Below are 16,364 nucleotides of genomic sequence, written 5' to 3' on the forward strand. Positions count from 1 at the left end.
AGCATATAGAGCAGGATTTAGTTTTTTATAGTAGAATAAGACTAATGAGCCAATGTCTGATGAAACATAAACTTGTAACTAATGCCTAATCCAAATTAATTCGAGTTATGAGCTTCAATACCCTAGAGGATTTAGAAGTGTATAAGCGTGCTTTTGCGTTGTTAGATTTGATTTGGCAGGAAGTAAGTTCGTGGAAATATTTCTTTGCCAGAGATACAATAGAAAGGCAGTTAGTTAGGGCAGCAGATTCTATTGATGCAAATATTGCAGAGGGTTACGGTAGGTTCCATTTTAAAGAGAATAAAAACTTTTGTTATTACAGTCGGGGCTCATTGTTAGAAACAAAAGGCTTTATAAAAAAGTGCAAGGTGAGAGGTTTTATATCGTCAGAAAAAGCTGACTTTATATTGGATGAGCTAACACAAATTCACAAAATGTTAAACGCATACATTGCTTACATTGGTAGGCAAAAAAATGAGCTGTAGCTAATAATTAAACAATAATGGCTAATAAAGACTGAATTACCGGCTAACAATAACTAAAAACTACCAACCAATGAACTAGTGAATTAACATGGACAATGAACTAATCGCGGGTGAACTACTGACTATTGACCGATGAACTTAAATGGCCATTGAACTAATTACTAATGAACAAATGAACTGAATCAACTAACATATGAAAGAAGAATCCAAATTAATCCGCACCCAGGCAAAACGCTCAGAAAACCGCGAGCATGCGGTACCACTTTACCTTACCTCAAGTTTTATTTTTGATGATGCCGAGCAGGGCAGAGCTGTGTTTGCAGGCGAAGAAGAAGGGAATATTTATTCGCGCTACTCAAACCCCAACACTACCGAGCTAATTGATAAGATTTGTATGATGGAGGGTGCGGAAGACGGCTTGGTTTTTTCATCGGGTATGGCAGCGGTGTTTGCATCTTTTGCGGCTTTGCTAAAATCCGGAGATCATGTGGTGGCTTTCCGTTCCATTTTTGGTTCAACGCACCAGTTGTTAACTACGCTTTTCCCACGGTGGGGCATTACCCATACTTATGTTGATGCTTCTAAGCCCGAGGATTTAGAAAAAGCCATACAACCAAATACCAAAATGATCTTTTTGGAAACGCCATCTAATCCCGGTTTAGAGCTGGTAGATTTGGAGTGGCTTTGCAAAATAAAAGAGAAGCATCCGCAGCTTATTATTAGCGTAGATAATTGCTTTGCTACACCTTACCTGCAAAAGCCTATTGCTTACGGTGTAGATTTGGTGAGCCACTCGGCCACAAAATATATGGATGGGCAAGGTCGTGTTTTAGGTGGTGCCGTTTGTGGCCGTGCAGATTTAATTAAGGAGATGATGTTTTTTATCCGCCACACTGGGCCGGCAATGTCTGCCTTTAACGCGTGGCTTATCTCTAAAAGTTTGGAAACCCTGCCGGTACGTATGGATCGCCATTGTGCCAGCGCTTTAAGAGTTGCCCAAGTGTTAGAAGAAAGTCAGGATGTTTTGGAGGTCAGATATCCGCATTTGCCATCGCATCCGCAGTACGAGCTGGCTAAGCGCCAGATGAAGCAGGGTGGCGGTATTGTTACCTTTGTGATTGATGGGGGAGTTGAGCGCGCTCAACGCTTTTTGGATTGCTTAGAGATGTTTTTAATAACTTCTAATCTGGGCGACAGCAGAAGCATTGCCACGCATCCGGCTTCAACCACGCACTCCAAACTCGGTGAAGAAGAACGCCAAAACATCGGTATTTATCCCGGCTCCATCCGTTTATCCATCGGTTTAGAAAATATTGACGATATTGTGGAAGATGTGGTGAGGGCGTTGGAGAAATCGAGAAATTAGGTAATAGGTTTGAGGTTTAGGGTTTAAAGTGTGCCGGTTTTTAACGCTTTTGGGGCGTTCAAAGCCTTGATACTTGCTACTTTTGTTTTACTACTCAATACTAAAAAATATGAAAGTACAATTAAACAGATTAAATGATGCCGTGCATTTTGAAGCAAGCGGCATGGAAAATATTAAGGTACAGATAGACGGTTCAAAAGAAATTGGTGGCCAGGGTTTAGGTGCTCGCCCAATGGAACTGGTGTTAATGGCTCTGGGCTCTTGCAGTTCTTTGGATTTAATTAGCATTTTAAAGAAGCAAAGACAAGAGATTAGCGATTTTTCTGTAGAAGTTGACGGGCAGCGCAGAGACGAAGTGCCATCGATATTCACAAAAATTCATATCTTATTCCGCTTAAAAGGTAAGATAGATGAAGCCAAATGTGCAAAAGCTGCCGAATTAGCAGTTAAAAAATATTGCTCGGTGCATGATATGCTGGTTGCTGGCGGTGTGGAGATTACTTATTCTTTTGAAATAAGTTAAGGTTGAAGGATTAAGGTTTAAAGCGTAAGGCTGAAACTGAATTGAAGCGGTCAAAAGTGTTATTTTCCCGATCTAATGGATACTCAGAGAAATATAATATTCCATAAAAAATATTTTATTGAGTTTTATCTAGAACAACCAGAGAAAGTTCAGCAGAAAATTGAGTACGTTTTCAAAGTTTTTCGAACAGTGCAACAGGTACCGAGAAAGTTCCTTGAACACATTACAGGAACCGACGGGCTCTAGGAAATTAGAGTTGAAATGAACAGCAATATCTATCGGATATTTTGCTGTTTTGATAAGGGAGAAATAATTATATTATTTAACGCTTTTCAAAAGAAATCACAAAAGACGCCAAAAAGAGAAATTGAACTGGCTTTGAAGTTGAAAGATGAATATTTTAGTTCTAAAAGATATGGCAGAGAATATACAAGCGATAAAAGATGTCAATAATTTTGATGAATTGTTGGACGTAAAATATGGTAAAATAGGTACTACAGAGCGCGATACTTTTGAAGAAGGCGCACAATATTTTGTAATAAGCGAGATGTTAAAAGCAGCTCGTAAAGAAGCAAACATGACGCAAGAACAGCTAGCAACAAAAATTGGAGCAAATAGCCAATATATTTCTGAAATTGAAGAAGGAAGATGCGATATTCAAATATCGGCATTATACCGAATTTTTGAATTTGGACTAGGTAAAAAAATAAATCTTCTGTTTGGTTAACAATACTTTATTAGCGCGATCAAAATCCACTCATTCAAAATTGTTTAACGTTTGTTATCAAAAAAAACAAAATACGCCATAAGGGCATTAATGGCATTGGCAAAATCCTATGGCGGAGAGCCAATGAACATACTTTCCATTTCCCAGAGCGAACGTATCCCGAAAAAATTTCTGGAGCAAATACTGCTGGAGATGCGGAATGCAGGCTTTTTGTTTAGCAAAAAAGGCGCAGGCGGGGGCTATTCTTTATTAAAAGATCCGGCAGAAATTAATTTGGTGCACGTAATGCGCCTAACAGGCGGGCCAATTGCGCAACTATCTTGTGTAAGCCTAAATTTTTACCAAAGATGTGATGAGTGCCGCGATGAGGAATCTTGCGGTATTCGTGATGCTTTTCAGCATGTGCGAGACGCCACGCTAAAAATATTAACCGAAACCAGCATTGCCGACCTAATTTTGAAGGAAAAAGAGTTAGGCGATAAGTTCAAGCTTTAGTCTTATCACTGCTTTTGCTAGGATAAGAACTCAAGACATTCAAAGGTTAAAAAGCAGACTTCCGAAGTTTTAGAAACTTCGGAAGTCTATCTCAACCGTGTATAGCAGGGAATATCTTAATACTTTTTACTTACATCTTTATACTTTTAATGGATGCCTCTCAGCAATCTGTTCCATCTAATTTTACTAAAGAAAGATCCGTTTTCGTCCCAGCTCATCCAAATAAACAAGGCTTTGCCCACAATATGGTCCTCGGGTACAAAACCCCAATAGCGCGAATCTAAGGAGTTGTGGCGGTTGTCGCCCATCATCCAATAATAATTCATTTTAAAGGTGTACGAGTCCGTTTTTTGCCCGTTTATTTTAATTTCGGTGCCGTTAACGTCTAAAGTATTGCCTTCATAAACTGTAATTGCCCTTTTGTACAAAGGCAAAGTTAGGCTATCCAGTTTTACTGTCCAGCCTTCTTTGGGCACTATGATTGGCCCAAAATTATCTTGGTTCCATTGGTAATGCGGATCATTAGGGAAAACCTGTTGCTCAAAGCTTCCGGCTTGCGCAATTATCGGCGTTACCACTTTTACGTTAGAAAAAGCCTTGATTTTTTCTACCTCACCCTTTGGCATGTTAACTACGTATTCGTCGTTATTCACACGCTCAACATCGGCTTTTATGTTTTTTAAAGTTAGCGGATTAAACTCTGTACCGTCGGTTTTAACGTAATATGGTGTTTGGCTCATTTCGGGCAAATCGGCAGGTTTGCCGTTTACATAAACAACTGCATCTACAATTTTTAAAGTATCGCCGCCAATGGCCAAACAGCGTTTAATATAATTCTCGCGCTTATCCACCGGCCTATTTAGCGGCGGGTCGGCATCCATCGGATAATTAAATACGACCACATCATTACGTTGTACGTCACCAAATCCCGGTAAACGGTAATAGGGCAATTTTATGCCGTCCCAATAAGCTTTTGTACCGGTGATAGGCATGGTGTGGTGTGCAAAAGGGAAAGCAACCGGCGTGATAGGCGTGCGTGCGCCATAGCTCATTTTACTTACAAACAAAAAGTCGCCCACCAACAAAGAGCGCTCCATTGATGCCGTTGGAATGGTATAAGCTTCAATAAACAAGCCCCTAATAATCGTGGCCGCAATTACCGCAAAAACAATAGCGTCTAGCCATTCGCGGCTGGCGCTCTTCTTTTTCTTGTTTTTGTCTTTATTTTTTTTCCAGAATTTCCAGTTCATCTGCGTTTACCTTAAAGGTTAAAATTGTACATCTCTTTTACAGAGAAAAAGCCTGTTTTGCCTTTTAGCCACTCGGCTGCTAACACCGCGCCCAAAGCAAAACCTTGGCGGCCGTGTGCCACATGTTTAAATTCAATACGGTCAACATCCGAATCGTAAATTACCGCATGTGTGCCCGGCACCTCGCCCTCGCGGTATGAAGCAATGATTAGAGCATCGGGTTTTTGGTTTGTTACTGCTGCATCGGCATTTACATCCACCCATTCGGTTTTAGCCTTAAATTCGCCCAAAATATCTTCTGCAATGGTGATGGCCGTTCCGCTTGGCGAATCCAGTTTATGTACGTGGTGTATTTCTTCCATTGCCACATCGTACTGATCGGCAAAGTTGTTCATCATCTTCGCCAGCAACTGGTTCACCTTAAAAAAGATATTTACGCCAACGCTAAAATTAGAACCGTACATCAGGGCTGAGTTTGCGGTGATGCAATCATCCTTAACTTTTTGCAAATGTCCATACCAGCCCGTTGTGCCCACAACCAACGGAACACCGGCTTTTATACAGGTTTCGATATTGTTTAAAACGGTGTTGGGCGTGCTAAATTCTATCGCAACATCCGCTTTGCGCAGATTTTCAACGGTTAGCTCATCCGCATTATGCTGGTCTATAATTAAAACAATTTCATGATTGCGGTCTAAAGCAATAGCCTCAATCATTTTTCCCATTTTTCCGTATCCGAGAAGGGCGAGTTTCATTTATTTAAATTTTAGGTTTAAAGTTAAAGCCGGCATTGGGGCATAGCCACCGCCATTTGCATAAACAGGCGCGTAAACGCTAGGTTTTATTTTTAAAGATAAATCGTCGCTTACGTCAAAAGTTGCCAACTTTGCATCTATATAGGCATCTACCATTTGTAAAAGGTAAAAACCAAATGTACTATATAAAGTTAAATCGCGGTTGCGACGGTAAAAATCTTTTGCGTTGTAAATCTGATCGTCTGATATGCCTTTGTAACGCTCGTATTTGAAGCGCGAATCTAAAGGAAGGTTTTGATTGGCTTTACGGAACTGGCTTTCCGTTAATAGCTCTTTATAATAACGCTGGTTAAACTCGTAAACTAAGCCCAAACCTACAAAGCCGCCATAAACTAAAGGTACTTTCCACCACTTGCGGTTGCGTATTTGGCCCCAGCCGGGCAATATGGCCGAGCGTAATACCGCCTTACGTGGATTCTGAAGCTCAGAAGTGTCGCGGAATAAAAGGCCGACCTCTTTTGTGAAATCCCGGGCTTTGTCTTTGAAACCGATCTCTTTGGCGGCGTCTTTTACGGTGATAGTATCTTTTGTGGGTTTGTTGTTATTGCGGATGGTGTCCATTTGCTGGGCGTTAACCCGCAAAAACATCAAAAAAAAGGCACAAAAAACAACAAGCCTGAACATTTACCAATCCAAAAGTTCCAGAATTCGGTTTAAATCATCGTCAGACAAAAATGGGATTTCGATACTTCCTTTACCACCGTTTTGTACTTTCATTTTAATTTTAGTAGCAAATTTAGATGAAAGGTCGTCTTGTATTTTCTGGTACTGGAAAGAGATAGGAGCCGTTTTTTTATCTTTTCCATCTGGTTTTGCTGTGCCGTTTTTAATCTGGCGCACCAACTCTTCCACTTTCCTTACGGATAAATCTTTATCCAATATTTCTTGGAAGATGTAAATCTGCGCATCTGCATCGGCAACGTTAATTAAAGCACGGGCGTGGCCCATAGAAATCTTATTGTCGCGGATGGCAGCCTGTATGGTTGGCGGCAATTTTAGCAGACGCAGATAGTTGGTTACGGTAGATCGGTTTTTAGAAACACGGTCGCCCAGCTCTTCTTGGTTAATGTTGCACTCGTCAATCATCCGTTGGAAGCTTAAGGCCACCTCGATGGCGTTTAAGTTTTCGCGCTGGATGTTCTCTATCAAAGCCATCTCCAGCATCTGCTGGTCATTAGCGGTGCGGATGTATGCCGGAATTTCGGTGATGCCTGCAAATTTTGAAGCGCGCAACCTACGCTCGCCAGAAATTAACTGATAACTGTTACCGCCCATTTGCCTTACGGTGATGGGTTGGATGAGTCCCTGTAACCGTATAGATTCGGCAAGCTCTTTTAAAGCTTCTTCATCAAACTCAAACCTAGGTTGGTAAGGGTTTACCTCTACCTGGTTTATTTTGATGTGGCTAATGCTACCTAAAGCACCTGCCGATGTGGCCGCGCCGTTAGCATCGTGCCCAGTATTGCTTTGTCCTTTATCACGCCCCATATCGGGCGAATCGCTAAGCAAAGCACCTAAACCTTTTCCTAAACCAAACTTTCTGTCTTTGCTCATTTCTTCAATACCTTGGTATGATCATCGGGATTTTCTGTGCCGAGGTCGTTTTTATAGATAATTTCTCTCGCCAGGTTAAGGTAGTTGATGGCACCTTTTGAGTTTGCATCGTGCATAATTACAGAAACACCAAAGCTTGGCGCCTCGCTTAACCGGGTGTTACGCGCAATTATGGTGTTAAAAACCAAATCTTCAAAATGCGAACGTACCTCTTCAACCACTTGGTTAGATAGGCGCAGGCGCACATCGTACATGGTTAATAAAATACCTTCAATCTGTAAAGAAGGGTTTAAGCGGTTTTGAACAATTTTGATGGTGTTTAACAATTTGCCCAAACCTTCTAAGGCAAAATACTCGCACTGTACAGGTATAATTACCGAATGGGCCGCGGTTAAAGCGTTAATGGTGATTAAACCCAACGACGGCGAGCAATCGATAATGATGAAGTCGTAATCGTCTTTTACTTGGTCAAGCACGGCTTTCATCTTGTACTCGCGCTCGTGCAGGTTAATCATCTCAATCTCGGCACCTACCAAATCAATATGTGCAGGCAATAAATCTAAATTTGGTGTATCCGTTTTTTGGATAGCTTCTTTGGCGGTAACATCGTTTATGATGCACTCATAAACACTGTGCTTTATGGTGCGCGGATCAAAGCCGATACCCGAGGTTGAGTTTGCCTGAGGGTCGGCATCAACAATCAAAGTTTTAAACTCTAAAACGGCTAAGCTTGCAGCTAAATTTATGGAAGTAGTTGTTTTACCTACTCCTCCTTTTTGGTTGGCTATTGCTATGATTTTACTCATCTAAAAATAATCTCCGTTTTGAAACTTTTATTTGATTCGCTGTTTATAAAAAAATATCCGTTTTTTGTGGTTTAACGCAAAATTCAGCCTTTTTAACAGGGCTGCAAGATACAAATTTAAACAATATCTATTTCCACAGCTTATCGCAATTTATAAACAAATAAACATGACAATTATTGTTTCAGGCACCAACAGACCCAATAGTAACAGCGCGAAAATCTCAAAATATTATCAAAAAATTTTAGCCGAAAAGGGTTTGAAAACTGAGATTATTTACCTTACGGATTTGCCCGAGACGATGATCAATACCGAGCGTTTCAAACAGAATTACGAAGCTTTTAAGCCTTTTCAAGAACGGGTTAGTGCCGCCGATAAATTTATTTTTGTGGTGCCAGAGTATAATGGCAGTTTCCCAGGAATTTTAAAGCTTTTTTTAGATTGCTGTAAGTTTCCCGAGTCTTTTTACGATAAAAAAGTTGCTTTGGTGGGCCACTCTACCGGGCGTTATGGAAACATTAGGGGCATTGACCATTTAACCGGAATTTGTAATTATATGCATCTGCATGTTTTGCCCATGAAAATCCATATCCCGTCCGTTCATCAAGAGCTAAACGAAAGCGGAGAGCTGTTTAAAGAGGATACCCTAAAGTTTACGCACGAGCAGATGGACAAGTTCATCGCTTTTTAAAACAAAAAGAATTAGAATTTGGCAATCTCTGCTAAAATTGCCCGCTCTTTACCATCAGGCTTGCCACAGTAAAAATAATAGCTATTCAATTTTTCTTTGCAGGATGAAAGGGAAAATTGTTTATCGGTATTGCTTTGCAAGCGGATGGACTTGCTTAATGGAGCGCTAAACACCAAAGCAAAGTGTTTGTTGGTAAGTAACAAAGGTTGTTTCCGAAAGTTTTTGCAACGGTTTTTTGAGAATTTAATCTTTTGATTGCCGATTTGAAAAGTTGTGTCATCATTAGCAAAGCCAAGTGCAAACTTGAAACCTTTAGCAGGATTTTTAATTAGATAAGGGTCGCTTTTTAAAACAATAGCCTGATGAGGTTTTTGCATAAACTTTACAGCTAAATCTGCCTTGTTAATGATGACCCATAGCGAATCTGTTTCGAAAAAAACCGCGTCTAAATTCTGTGTAACGCGCAGGTTTAACGTTGTTTCTGTTTGTTTTTTTTGGATTGGGGAGGTGGCAATTGAATAATCAATTCTGATTAGGTTTGGATGACAAGCTGTTACGGCTAAGTTGCCGCTATCGCTACTTAAAAAAAGCGTATTGCCAAGCAATTCTTTTTGGTTGTAAATGGGGATAAGATAGTTGCTTTGCGCTTTTGCGTTTTGGAATAATCCTAACAAAAACCACAGCGCAAACAAGCTCCTAAGCATCTTTTTTTATCTGTAAAGTTTGGTTGCCAAAGTTGTGGTAAACCGTGTTAGACGGGAAAGCAAAATCGGCACCGTTTGCCAGCACAATTTCCATGATTTTAAAGTTAATCTCTTCTTTTATATTCATGTAAATGGCATAATCCACAATCTCTATATAGTATAATACCTGCACGTACAAAGCAAAATCGCCAAATCCGTCAAAATGAATATGCGTATCGGAATTGGTTTCAGGACGTTGGTTAATATAGGCTTTAATTTCTTTGGTGATTTTTTGTAAAACGGGCGCCGGCGTTCCGTAAAGCAAGCCCAAGCTAAGTTTTACACGGCGCAGGTTGCGCAAGGTGAGGTTCTCCAAGGGGCCCTCAATCATTTTTTTGTTGGGGATAATTACCAGCGTTTTATCCACTGTACGTACAATGGTGCTTCTGAAGCCAACTTTTTCAACCACGGCATCGTAACCTAGTACGTGTACAAAGTCGCCTACGACGAAGGGTTTATCTGCGAAAATGGTGAAGGAGCCTAGTAAATTTTGCAAAGTATCTTGTGCGGCTAAGGCAATTGCAATACCGCCAATGCCCAAACCGGCAATTATAGCGGCAATATTCATGTTAAAAACCGCGCCCAGTACCACAAACACGCCTATAATAATGACAATGATTTTAGTAAGCTCTTTTAAAAAAGGCACCATTTGGTCGTCTGTTTTTGATTCGGTAAAGCTGGCTTTATAGGCGTAAACGTGCGATACGAAATCAATCATCCGCAATAAAATACGGAATGCGGAAACAATAATGAGAAACAGAAATACCTTATCAATAAGCTGTATTAGGCGAATGGCATAGCTGGCTTTGCCAATGTTTCGCCTAAAAATTACCTCATGTAAGGGGTAGTTTAATTGGTTGAGGGCAGCGTACAGCACAACTACGGTAATCAGTAGCTCTATAGGTTTTAACAGCAGTTCTAAAAATTTTTCAACCTTTATCTCCTTTGAAAAACGCTGGAAAAAAATGAACAAAAGGCGCCCTAAATATTTTGATATTAGGCGTTTTAACAAAAGTCCGCCCAATAAAATGATTCCGAAAAGCAGATATGCTTTAATGGAATTTCCAAAAAAAGTTTGGTTTAAAATGCTAAAGTCCATTGTGCCCAATTTAAAAATAATAGGTTAGAGGCTGTTAAAATTTTGGCAAAAAAAAACCTCCCGAAAGTCGGAAGGTTTTGTATAATGTGTAAAAAGCTTAAACTCTTCTGGTTTTGATACGAGCCGCTTTACCAGTACGTTCGCGTAGGTAGAACAATTTAGCTCTACGAACTTTACCGTAGCTGTTTACTTCAATTTTTTCGATGTTAGGAGAGTTTACAGGGAAAATACGCTCAACCCCGATACCGCTAGAAATTTTACGAACAGTAAAAGTTTCAGTAGCATTAGCGCTATTTCTTTGGATCACTACGCCTTGGTAAACCTGAACACGTTCTTTGTTTCCTTCGCGGATTTTATAGTGAACACTTACTGTATCTCCAGCTTTAAATGCAGGGAAGTTTGATTTTACGATAGCCTGCTCTTCTACAAATTTTACTAAATCCATGACTTTTGCGATTTTTGCTACATGCCAATTGCATACAGCCCCCTAAATTTGGGAGTGCAATATTAGCTATTAATTTTTACAAATTAAAACGAATTTTAAAATAAGTTTTTTCATTTAGATTTTAACGCTTTTGGGGCAGATGGCGGTGATTTTAAAGTTTTAGGATATAATTATTCTTACTCCAGCAAATCTGGTCTTCGTTCTTGTGTCCGTTTTAGGGATTGCTCGTGACGCCAGTTTTCTATTTTGGCTTGGTCGCCACTTAAAAGTACATCGGGCACTTTATGGCCTTTCCAATCTGCGGGGCGCGAGTACACCGGGGCATCCAGCAAACCTCCTTGGAACGAATCGGACAGTGCAGATGTTTCATCATTTAACACACCTGGGATTAACCGAACAACGGCATCTACTACAATAGCGGCTGGAAGCTCGCCTCCGGAAAGCACATAATCGCCCACAGAAATTTCCCGTGTAACGTAAATATCGCGTATACGCTGGTCAATTCCTTTGTAATGGCCGCACAAAATCATGATGTTGCCTTTTAAAGCCAGTTCATTGGCCATATCCTGATTCAGAGTTGTTCCGTCTGGACTCATGAAAATAATCTCGTCGTAAACCCGTTCGGCTTTTAGTTTTTCTATACAGCTGGCAAATGGCTCAATTTGCATTACCATACCACTGCCGCCGCCGTAAGGATAATCGTCCACGCTTTTTTGCTTGTTGGTACTATAATCCCGCAAATTGTGGACTATAATTTCGGCTTTGCCTTTTTTTTGCGCCCTTTGTAAAATGGAGTGTGCAAAAGGACTTTCTAGCAAACCGGGCAGTACGGTTATAATATCAAAACGCATTTTTTGTTTGTTTTATGTTTGAGGATGGGAATTAGTTAAAAGATTTTTGATTTCTTATTTTGCGGAATAAATATCTTATTACAACGAAATCGAAAAAAATAATAGTGCACTCCCTTTAATCCATTAATCTTTTTGCCCAAACCGATAAAAGCGCTAATTTGTTCGGAAATTAAAAACCACGGTTACTATATCAAATCGCATTTTCGTTGTTTTTTTGCCAGTCTGATAAGGTTAAAGCGTATTCAACGTGGTGGCTTAAGGCTCCGTTTTCTTCTTTAGTAAATTCGCGGATAAATTGTGCGCCTAGCTTTTCTACCGCCTTGCGCGAGCGGAAATTGCCCGGTGCTACATGAAAAAGAACACGTTTAAAACCGTTGGAAAAGGCATAGTCTAACATCAAAGTTTTTATAGCTCTGTTGGTTCCGTTTGCCCAATAGGCGCGGCTGATAAACGTGTAGCCAATGCATACCTCACTTTTTTCGATGTCTTCATCATAAAAGCGTGTAGAGCCGATAGCCGTACCTTTTGTTTTATCCAAAATAAGGAAAGCTTTTCCGGAAGCTATGGCTTTATCAAAAAGTTTGGCAAAAACTTCGCGCTTGTACCTGTCCCAAGCGGGGTGCTGTTCCCATAACAAGGGATCCGATGCTACAGCGTACAAACTTTCAAAATCCGAAAGCTGCAAGGGCCGCAATTCTACCGTATCGTTACTTAAATGATGTGGTTGCCAATTGATTTCTTCCATTTAGCTATTCATGTATAAATCCAATAAACCGTCGGGCAAATTAAAGCGGATGAAGCGTTTATCAATATTTATTTCTGCAATAAAAGTTTCATTTAATGGGATAAGTACCTCTTTTTCTTGAATGTTTATCGTAGCTAAAAACTGTTGCGGGTATTCTTGCACATTCAAAATTTGACCCAAAGCACCAGCTTGCTCATCCTCGGCAGTAAAACCCAATAAATCCGTAAACAGAAACTCACCCTTTTTCCTTTTAGGTTTTAGGCGGTTGGGCAGGTAAATCTTTTTTTTGGTGATGGTGCTTGCCTGGTCTATATGTTCAATGTCTTCAAAATTGAAGTAGCCAATCATCGGCATCGGTATTTTATAATTGCTTACAAAATAAGGCACCAGCTTATGGTTCATCTCAATAAACACCGAACTGATTTTTAGTTTTTCCGGTTCGGGATAGGAAAAAGAAACCTGCACTTCGCCTTTTAAACCCCGTGTTTTGCTGATGTAGCCAATCTCAAAGCAATCTTCAATTTTCATGGGCGCAAAAATAGGCTTTTTTTATTCGTTGAATTTTAGTTTGTCAGGCTTCAGTTGGTTCGGCGTTCGAAGCTTACCGTTTAATCCCTAACCAACCAAACTAACAAACGAACCTATCGGTCCAAAGCATCGTTCACTAACTGCTCAAACTGCTCAAAAAGCTGCGCTTTATGGATTGCAGGGTAAACCTGTGTCATTAATATGGCTATAGATTTGCGTTCGGGATCTATCCAAAAAGTGGTGTTAAAAATACCGCCCCAGCTTAATTTGCCCGCTTTAGCACCGTTTTTTGCGCCGGCGGCCGTGGTTATTTCAAAACCCAGCCCAAATTTGTTTTGCCCTACATTTAATTCGCCAATTTGGTTGCTGGTCATTTGTGCAACGGTTTCTGGCTTTAGAATTTGTTTTCCGTTAAAACTGCCTTTATTTAAAATCATTTGCAAAAATTTGGCATAGTCTTCAACGGTAGAGCTTAAGCCCGAGCCGCCCGAGAAATAAGTACGTGCGCCAGCGATTGGGAAGTTTACGTTGTAGCCGTCCGTAATTGGGGCAACACGCTCTAAACGTCCGCTAGGTAATTCTTTATAAAGCACCGCCAACCTAAAGCGCTTTTCGGCAGGCAAAAAGAAATGGGTATCTGCCATGCCTAAGGGTTTTAAAATACGGTCGGTCACGTATTCGTCTAATTTTTTTCCGCTTGCAACCTCTATCACAGCGCCTAGAACATCGATGCCCAAGCCGTAATAAAATTTAGAATCTGGCTGTACGCCTAAGGGCAATTTCCCCAGAGCCTTCATCTTATCCAATACAAAAATGCTATCGGCGGAAGCTAAATCCGGAATTTTGTTTTTCTGGTAAATCAGTTTTAAACGTTTATCTGCAAAGCCGTAGCCAATACCAGAAGTGTGCGTCATCAAATCTTCAATGGTAATTTCTTTATTTGCCGGAACTGTGGTATAGCTGGTATCTTTTTCGTTGAATGAAGCCAAAACTTGCGCATTTGCAAATTCGGGGATGTATTTAGACACTTTGTCCGAGAGGTTGAGTTTGCCGTCTTCCACCAAAGTCATGGCAGCCGCAGTAACAATGGGCTTAGTCATCGAGGCAATGCGGAACTCGGTTGTTGGGCGCATCAGCGCTTTATATTCGCGGTCTCTAAAGCCAAAGCCTTTATCGTAAATCACTTTACCATTTACGGCAACCAGCGCGGTAGCACCTGCCATCCAATTATTAATTAGGGCAGTGGCCAGTAAGCTGTCAATACGGTCCAGGTTTTTTTCCTCGATCCCTAATTTTTTTAGGTTGCTGGCGGCCGTTAGCCCGTTGCTGGTTTTTTGGCTGCAGCCAGCTAACATAATCAAAGGCAACAAGGCCCATGCTAAAGCTTTTTTGTTAAAGTTTACGATGTTCATCTATTTTTCTTTACGTTCTTTTCGTCTTTTTACGCGCTCTTCCCGGCGTTTCTCGCGTTCCAATTTGGATTGCTTGTACTTATCTGCACGCTTTTTTAAATTGTCTTCTTTATCTTTTGTGATGCCTACGCTTGTTTTTAAGCCTTCAAAAACGGTCTTCCACATCAGGTTAAAAAACGAAGCGTCATGAGGTCTTTGGTACGATGGATGCGCCACCCTTAGTGGTTCATCGCCGTCAGGATTGGCATTTTTTACCAGCAAAGCATTGGCTAAAAAAGAAATTATTCCCGACTTTTTCAAGTGGTCTTCATCGTCTTTTTTCATCACTGCAATTTTAAGATCCTTATACTTCATCACTAAAGTTCCGCTTGCGCCGTTTACATTTCCTTTAATGTCGAAATCTAAACTTTGCAGCTCGCCACTTTTGGTGGCCAACATAGCCAAAGGCTTTGTAAGCGGGTTTAAGGTGTTAAAGCTCATGGCGCCCAATGTACCTTTATAAGAAAAAGCGCCTTTTGGATCTATCAGATTGAAAGCAATATGGATGTCTAAACGGCCTTCGCCCATTACACGCGCTTGTAAAAACGCATCGGCAGTAACATCTTTTTTAAGGTAAAGAGAATCGTTGGTGACGTGGAAAATACGCCCGTGCAGTTGTTTAAAGTAAACAGTGCCCTTTGCGTCTGTTTTTGGATTGTACTCGGCGTAAGCCACCTGCGTATTTTTGATGGTCACCGTATCTGCAATTACATCCCATTTTAAACGGCGCAAAGCCAAATGCGGATAGTTGACACCTTTGTCAATCAATTTAGGTGGCTTGGCCCGGCTCATAAAAACATCAAAATTTCCGTTTTGCAAAACCACGTTTTTGGTTTTGATGCGCCGGTTATCTACCAGTTCGTTAAAATTGAGCTGGTTAACCAAAACCGAATCAAAATATAGCTTATAGCGCTCTTGCTGGCGTTTAAACTGTGCAGCAAAGGCCATTTCGCCCAAACGAGGGGCAAGCTCCATACCGGCAATGGCTAACTGTTTTTTCTTTGACGATACAAAAGCGTGCTTAATTTTTATGAAGTAAAGCGAATCTGCCGTTGGGTAGCTGTAATTGTTTATTTCGGCAATAATGTCTTTGGCGTTAAAAATCCGCGTGGTATCGGTATGCGAAAGCGAATCGACCAAAATATCGTTAACACGGATGTTCATCTGGTCAAACTCGGTAATCTTTGGCTCTTTGTACGATTGGTCAATGTAGCGGAACTTTACATCGGTTAAAAACAGACTGTTGATTTTCAGCTCTTTTAAACTCTTTTTAATGCGTTCGTAAGGGCTTCTGTTGTCTTTAGGCTTCGATTTTTTATTGGCAATTTTAGTATAAAAAACGTCCAGTTCGGGGTTTTGGATAGTGATGTTTTTAATGTCGAGCTTTTTTTGCTGATAAACCTTTATGGGTTTCACGTTTTTAAGCGATAGCTTAAATATTTTTAAAGAGAAAAGGTTTTCGGGCGCATCGCCGCTGGCTTTCATTTTTTCGTAAACATTTAAATTAGGAATCAGCTGAATGCTGTCTACCGTAGCATTGCCGCTTAAAATGTTCACCTGTATATCAGAAAATTTTACGGTATAAAGGCTGTCGCTGGCATCTATCAAAGCATTTTGGATGGCATCGGTTAGCAAAGGTTTCCACTTTTTATTCACGTACCACGCGGCCGCAGCTAGCAATAAAATAATGATAGCCGCAACTACGGTAACCCACTTTAGTACACGATGTTTTTTTTTCGGTGTAGCGGTTTCTGTCATAAAGAATGATTTAGGGCAATAAAATCAATTACTAT

At 40.6% G+C, this 16,364-nt stretch carries 20 protein-coding genes; 7 read left to right on the plus strand and 13 right to left on the minus strand.

Features of this window, described 5'->3' with window-relative positions; genetic code table 11:
* Positions 1–107 precede the first annotated feature (107 nt).
* From BCY91_RS07220 to BCY91_RS07245, 6 genes are all read left to right on the plus strand, one after another.
* A complete protein-coding gene (locus BCY91_RS07220; RefSeq protein WP_120181292.1) occupies positions 108–485 on the plus strand; it encodes a four helix bundle protein in 378 nt (125 codons plus the stop codon).
* 193 nt (positions 486–678) lie between these two features.
* Positions 679–1,851, plus strand: a complete 1,173-nt coding sequence (locus BCY91_RS07225) for a trans-sulfuration enzyme family protein (RefSeq protein WP_120181293.1) — start codon at positions 679–681, stop codon at positions 1,849–1,851.
* A 109-nt stretch (positions 1,852–1,960) separates the two neighbouring features.
* Positions 1,961–2,374 (plus strand): OsmC family protein, encoded by a 414-nt coding sequence (locus BCY91_RS07230; protein ID WP_120181294.1) that lies wholly within the window; start codon positions 1,961–1,963, stop codon positions 2,372–2,374.
* 249 nt (positions 2,375–2,623) lie between these two features.
* Entirely contained in the window at positions 2,624–2,827 is a 204-nt protein-coding gene (locus BCY91_RS17865; RefSeq protein WP_317124682.1) for a type II toxin-antitoxin system RelE/ParE family toxin, read from the plus strand.
* A complete protein-coding gene (locus BCY91_RS07240) occupies positions 2,766–3,101 on the plus strand; it encodes a helix-turn-helix transcriptional regulator (RefSeq protein ID WP_245989024.1) in 336 nt (111 codons plus the stop codon). The genes BCY91_RS17865 and BCY91_RS07240 overlap by 62 nt, the downstream gene beginning before the upstream one ends.
* A 51-nt stretch (positions 3,102–3,152) precedes the next feature.
* Positions 3,153–3,596: an RrF2 family transcriptional regulator gene (locus BCY91_RS07245; protein ID WP_120181296.1), complete on the plus strand. Its 444-nt coding sequence runs from the start codon at positions 3,153–3,155 to the stop codon at positions 3,594–3,596.
* Positions 3,597–3,742: 146 nt separating this feature from the next.
* Here the strand turns inward: BCY91_RS07245 and lepB are convergent, their stop codons facing one another.
* The 5 genes from lepB to BCY91_RS07270 are packed head-to-tail and all read right to left on the minus strand — an operon-like array spanning position 3,743 to position 8,021.
* Complete coding sequence (gene lepB / locus BCY91_RS07250) at positions 3,743–4,846, minus strand: signal peptidase I (RefSeq protein WP_120181297.1); 1,104 nt, start codon at positions 4,844–4,846, stop codon at positions 3,743–3,745.
* An 11-nt stretch (positions 4,847–4,857) separates the two neighbouring features.
* Entirely contained in the window at positions 4,858–5,601 is a 744-nt protein-coding gene (gene dapB / locus BCY91_RS07255) for a 4-hydroxy-tetrahydrodipicolinate reductase (protein WP_120181298.1), read from the minus strand.
* The gene (locus BCY91_RS07260; RefSeq protein WP_120181299.1) at positions 5,602–6,285 is read right to left on the minus strand and encodes a DUF5683 domain-containing protein; all 684 of its coding nucleotides are present in this window, start codon (positions 6,283–6,285) and stop codon (positions 5,602–5,604) included.
* Positions 6,286–7,215 (minus strand): ParB/RepB/Spo0J family partition protein, encoded by a 930-nt coding sequence (locus BCY91_RS07265; protein ID WP_120181300.1) that lies wholly within the window; start codon positions 7,213–7,215, stop codon positions 6,286–6,288. It lies immediately after the preceding gene.
* Complete coding sequence (locus BCY91_RS07270; RefSeq protein ID WP_120181301.1) at positions 7,212–8,021, minus strand: ParA family protein; 810 nt, start codon at positions 8,019–8,021, stop codon at positions 7,212–7,214. Before BCY91_RS07270 ends, BCY91_RS07265 begins: the two co-directional genes overlap by 4 nt.
* A 166-nt stretch (positions 8,022–8,187) precedes the next feature.
* On the opposite strand from BCY91_RS07270, the gene BCY91_RS07275 reads away from it, so the two are divergent.
* On the plus strand, positions 8,188–8,709 hold the full coding sequence (locus BCY91_RS07275; RefSeq protein ID WP_120181492.1) for an NADPH-dependent FMN reductase: 522 nt from the start codon (positions 8,188–8,190) through the stop codon (positions 8,707–8,709).
* 11 nt (positions 8,710–8,720) lie between these two features.
* Here BCY91_RS07275 and BCY91_RS07280 read toward each other — a convergent pair whose 3' ends face one another.
* From BCY91_RS07280 to BCY91_RS07315, 8 genes are all read right to left on the minus strand, one after another.
* Positions 8,721–9,413, minus strand: coding sequence for a DUF4968 domain-containing protein (locus BCY91_RS07280; protein WP_120181302.1), 693 nt, complete (start codon positions 9,411–9,413; stop codon positions 8,721–8,723).
* Positions 9,406–10,551, minus strand: a complete 1,146-nt coding sequence (locus tag BCY91_RS07285; RefSeq protein ID WP_120181303.1) for a mechanosensitive ion channel family protein — start codon at positions 10,549–10,551, stop codon at positions 9,406–9,408. Before BCY91_RS07285 ends, BCY91_RS07280 begins: the two co-directional genes overlap by 8 nt.
* Before the next feature lie 97 nt (positions 10,552–10,648).
* Positions 10,649–10,996, minus strand: a complete 348-nt coding sequence (gene rplS, locus BCY91_RS07290) for a 50S ribosomal protein L19 (RefSeq protein WP_120181304.1) — start codon at positions 10,994–10,996, stop codon at positions 10,649–10,651.
* A gap of 176 nt (positions 10,997–11,172) precedes the next feature.
* Positions 11,173–11,847 (minus strand): tRNA (guanosine(37)-N1)-methyltransferase TrmD, encoded by a 675-nt coding sequence (gene trmD, locus BCY91_RS07295; protein WP_120181305.1) that lies wholly within the window; start codon positions 11,845–11,847, stop codon positions 11,173–11,175.
* Between the two features lie 190 nt (positions 11,848–12,037).
* A complete protein-coding gene (locus tag BCY91_RS07300) occupies positions 12,038–12,592 on the minus strand; it encodes a GNAT family N-acetyltransferase (RefSeq protein ID WP_120181306.1) in 555 nt (184 codons plus the stop codon).
* On the minus strand, positions 12,593–13,120 hold the full coding sequence (gene rimM, locus BCY91_RS07305) for a ribosome maturation factor RimM (RefSeq protein ID WP_120181307.1): 528 nt from the start codon (positions 13,118–13,120) through the stop codon (positions 12,593–12,595). It lies immediately after the preceding gene.
* Between the two features lie 113 nt (positions 13,121–13,233).
* The gene (locus BCY91_RS07310) at positions 13,234–14,532 is read right to left on the minus strand and encodes a serine hydrolase domain-containing protein (protein WP_245989025.1); all 1,299 of its coding nucleotides are present in this window, start codon (positions 14,530–14,532) and stop codon (positions 13,234–13,236) included.
* Positions 14,533–16,329: a hypothetical protein gene (locus tag BCY91_RS07315; protein ID WP_120181308.1), complete on the minus strand. Its 1,797-nt coding sequence runs from the start codon at positions 16,327–16,329 to the stop codon at positions 14,533–14,535.
* Positions 16,330–16,364: the final 35 nt, after the last annotated feature.

It is taken from the genome of Pelobium manganitolerans, assembly GCF_003609575.1.
Classification (GTDB): domain Bacteria; phylum Bacteroidota; class Bacteroidia; order Sphingobacteriales; family Sphingobacteriaceae; genus Pseudopedobacter; species Pseudopedobacter manganitolerans.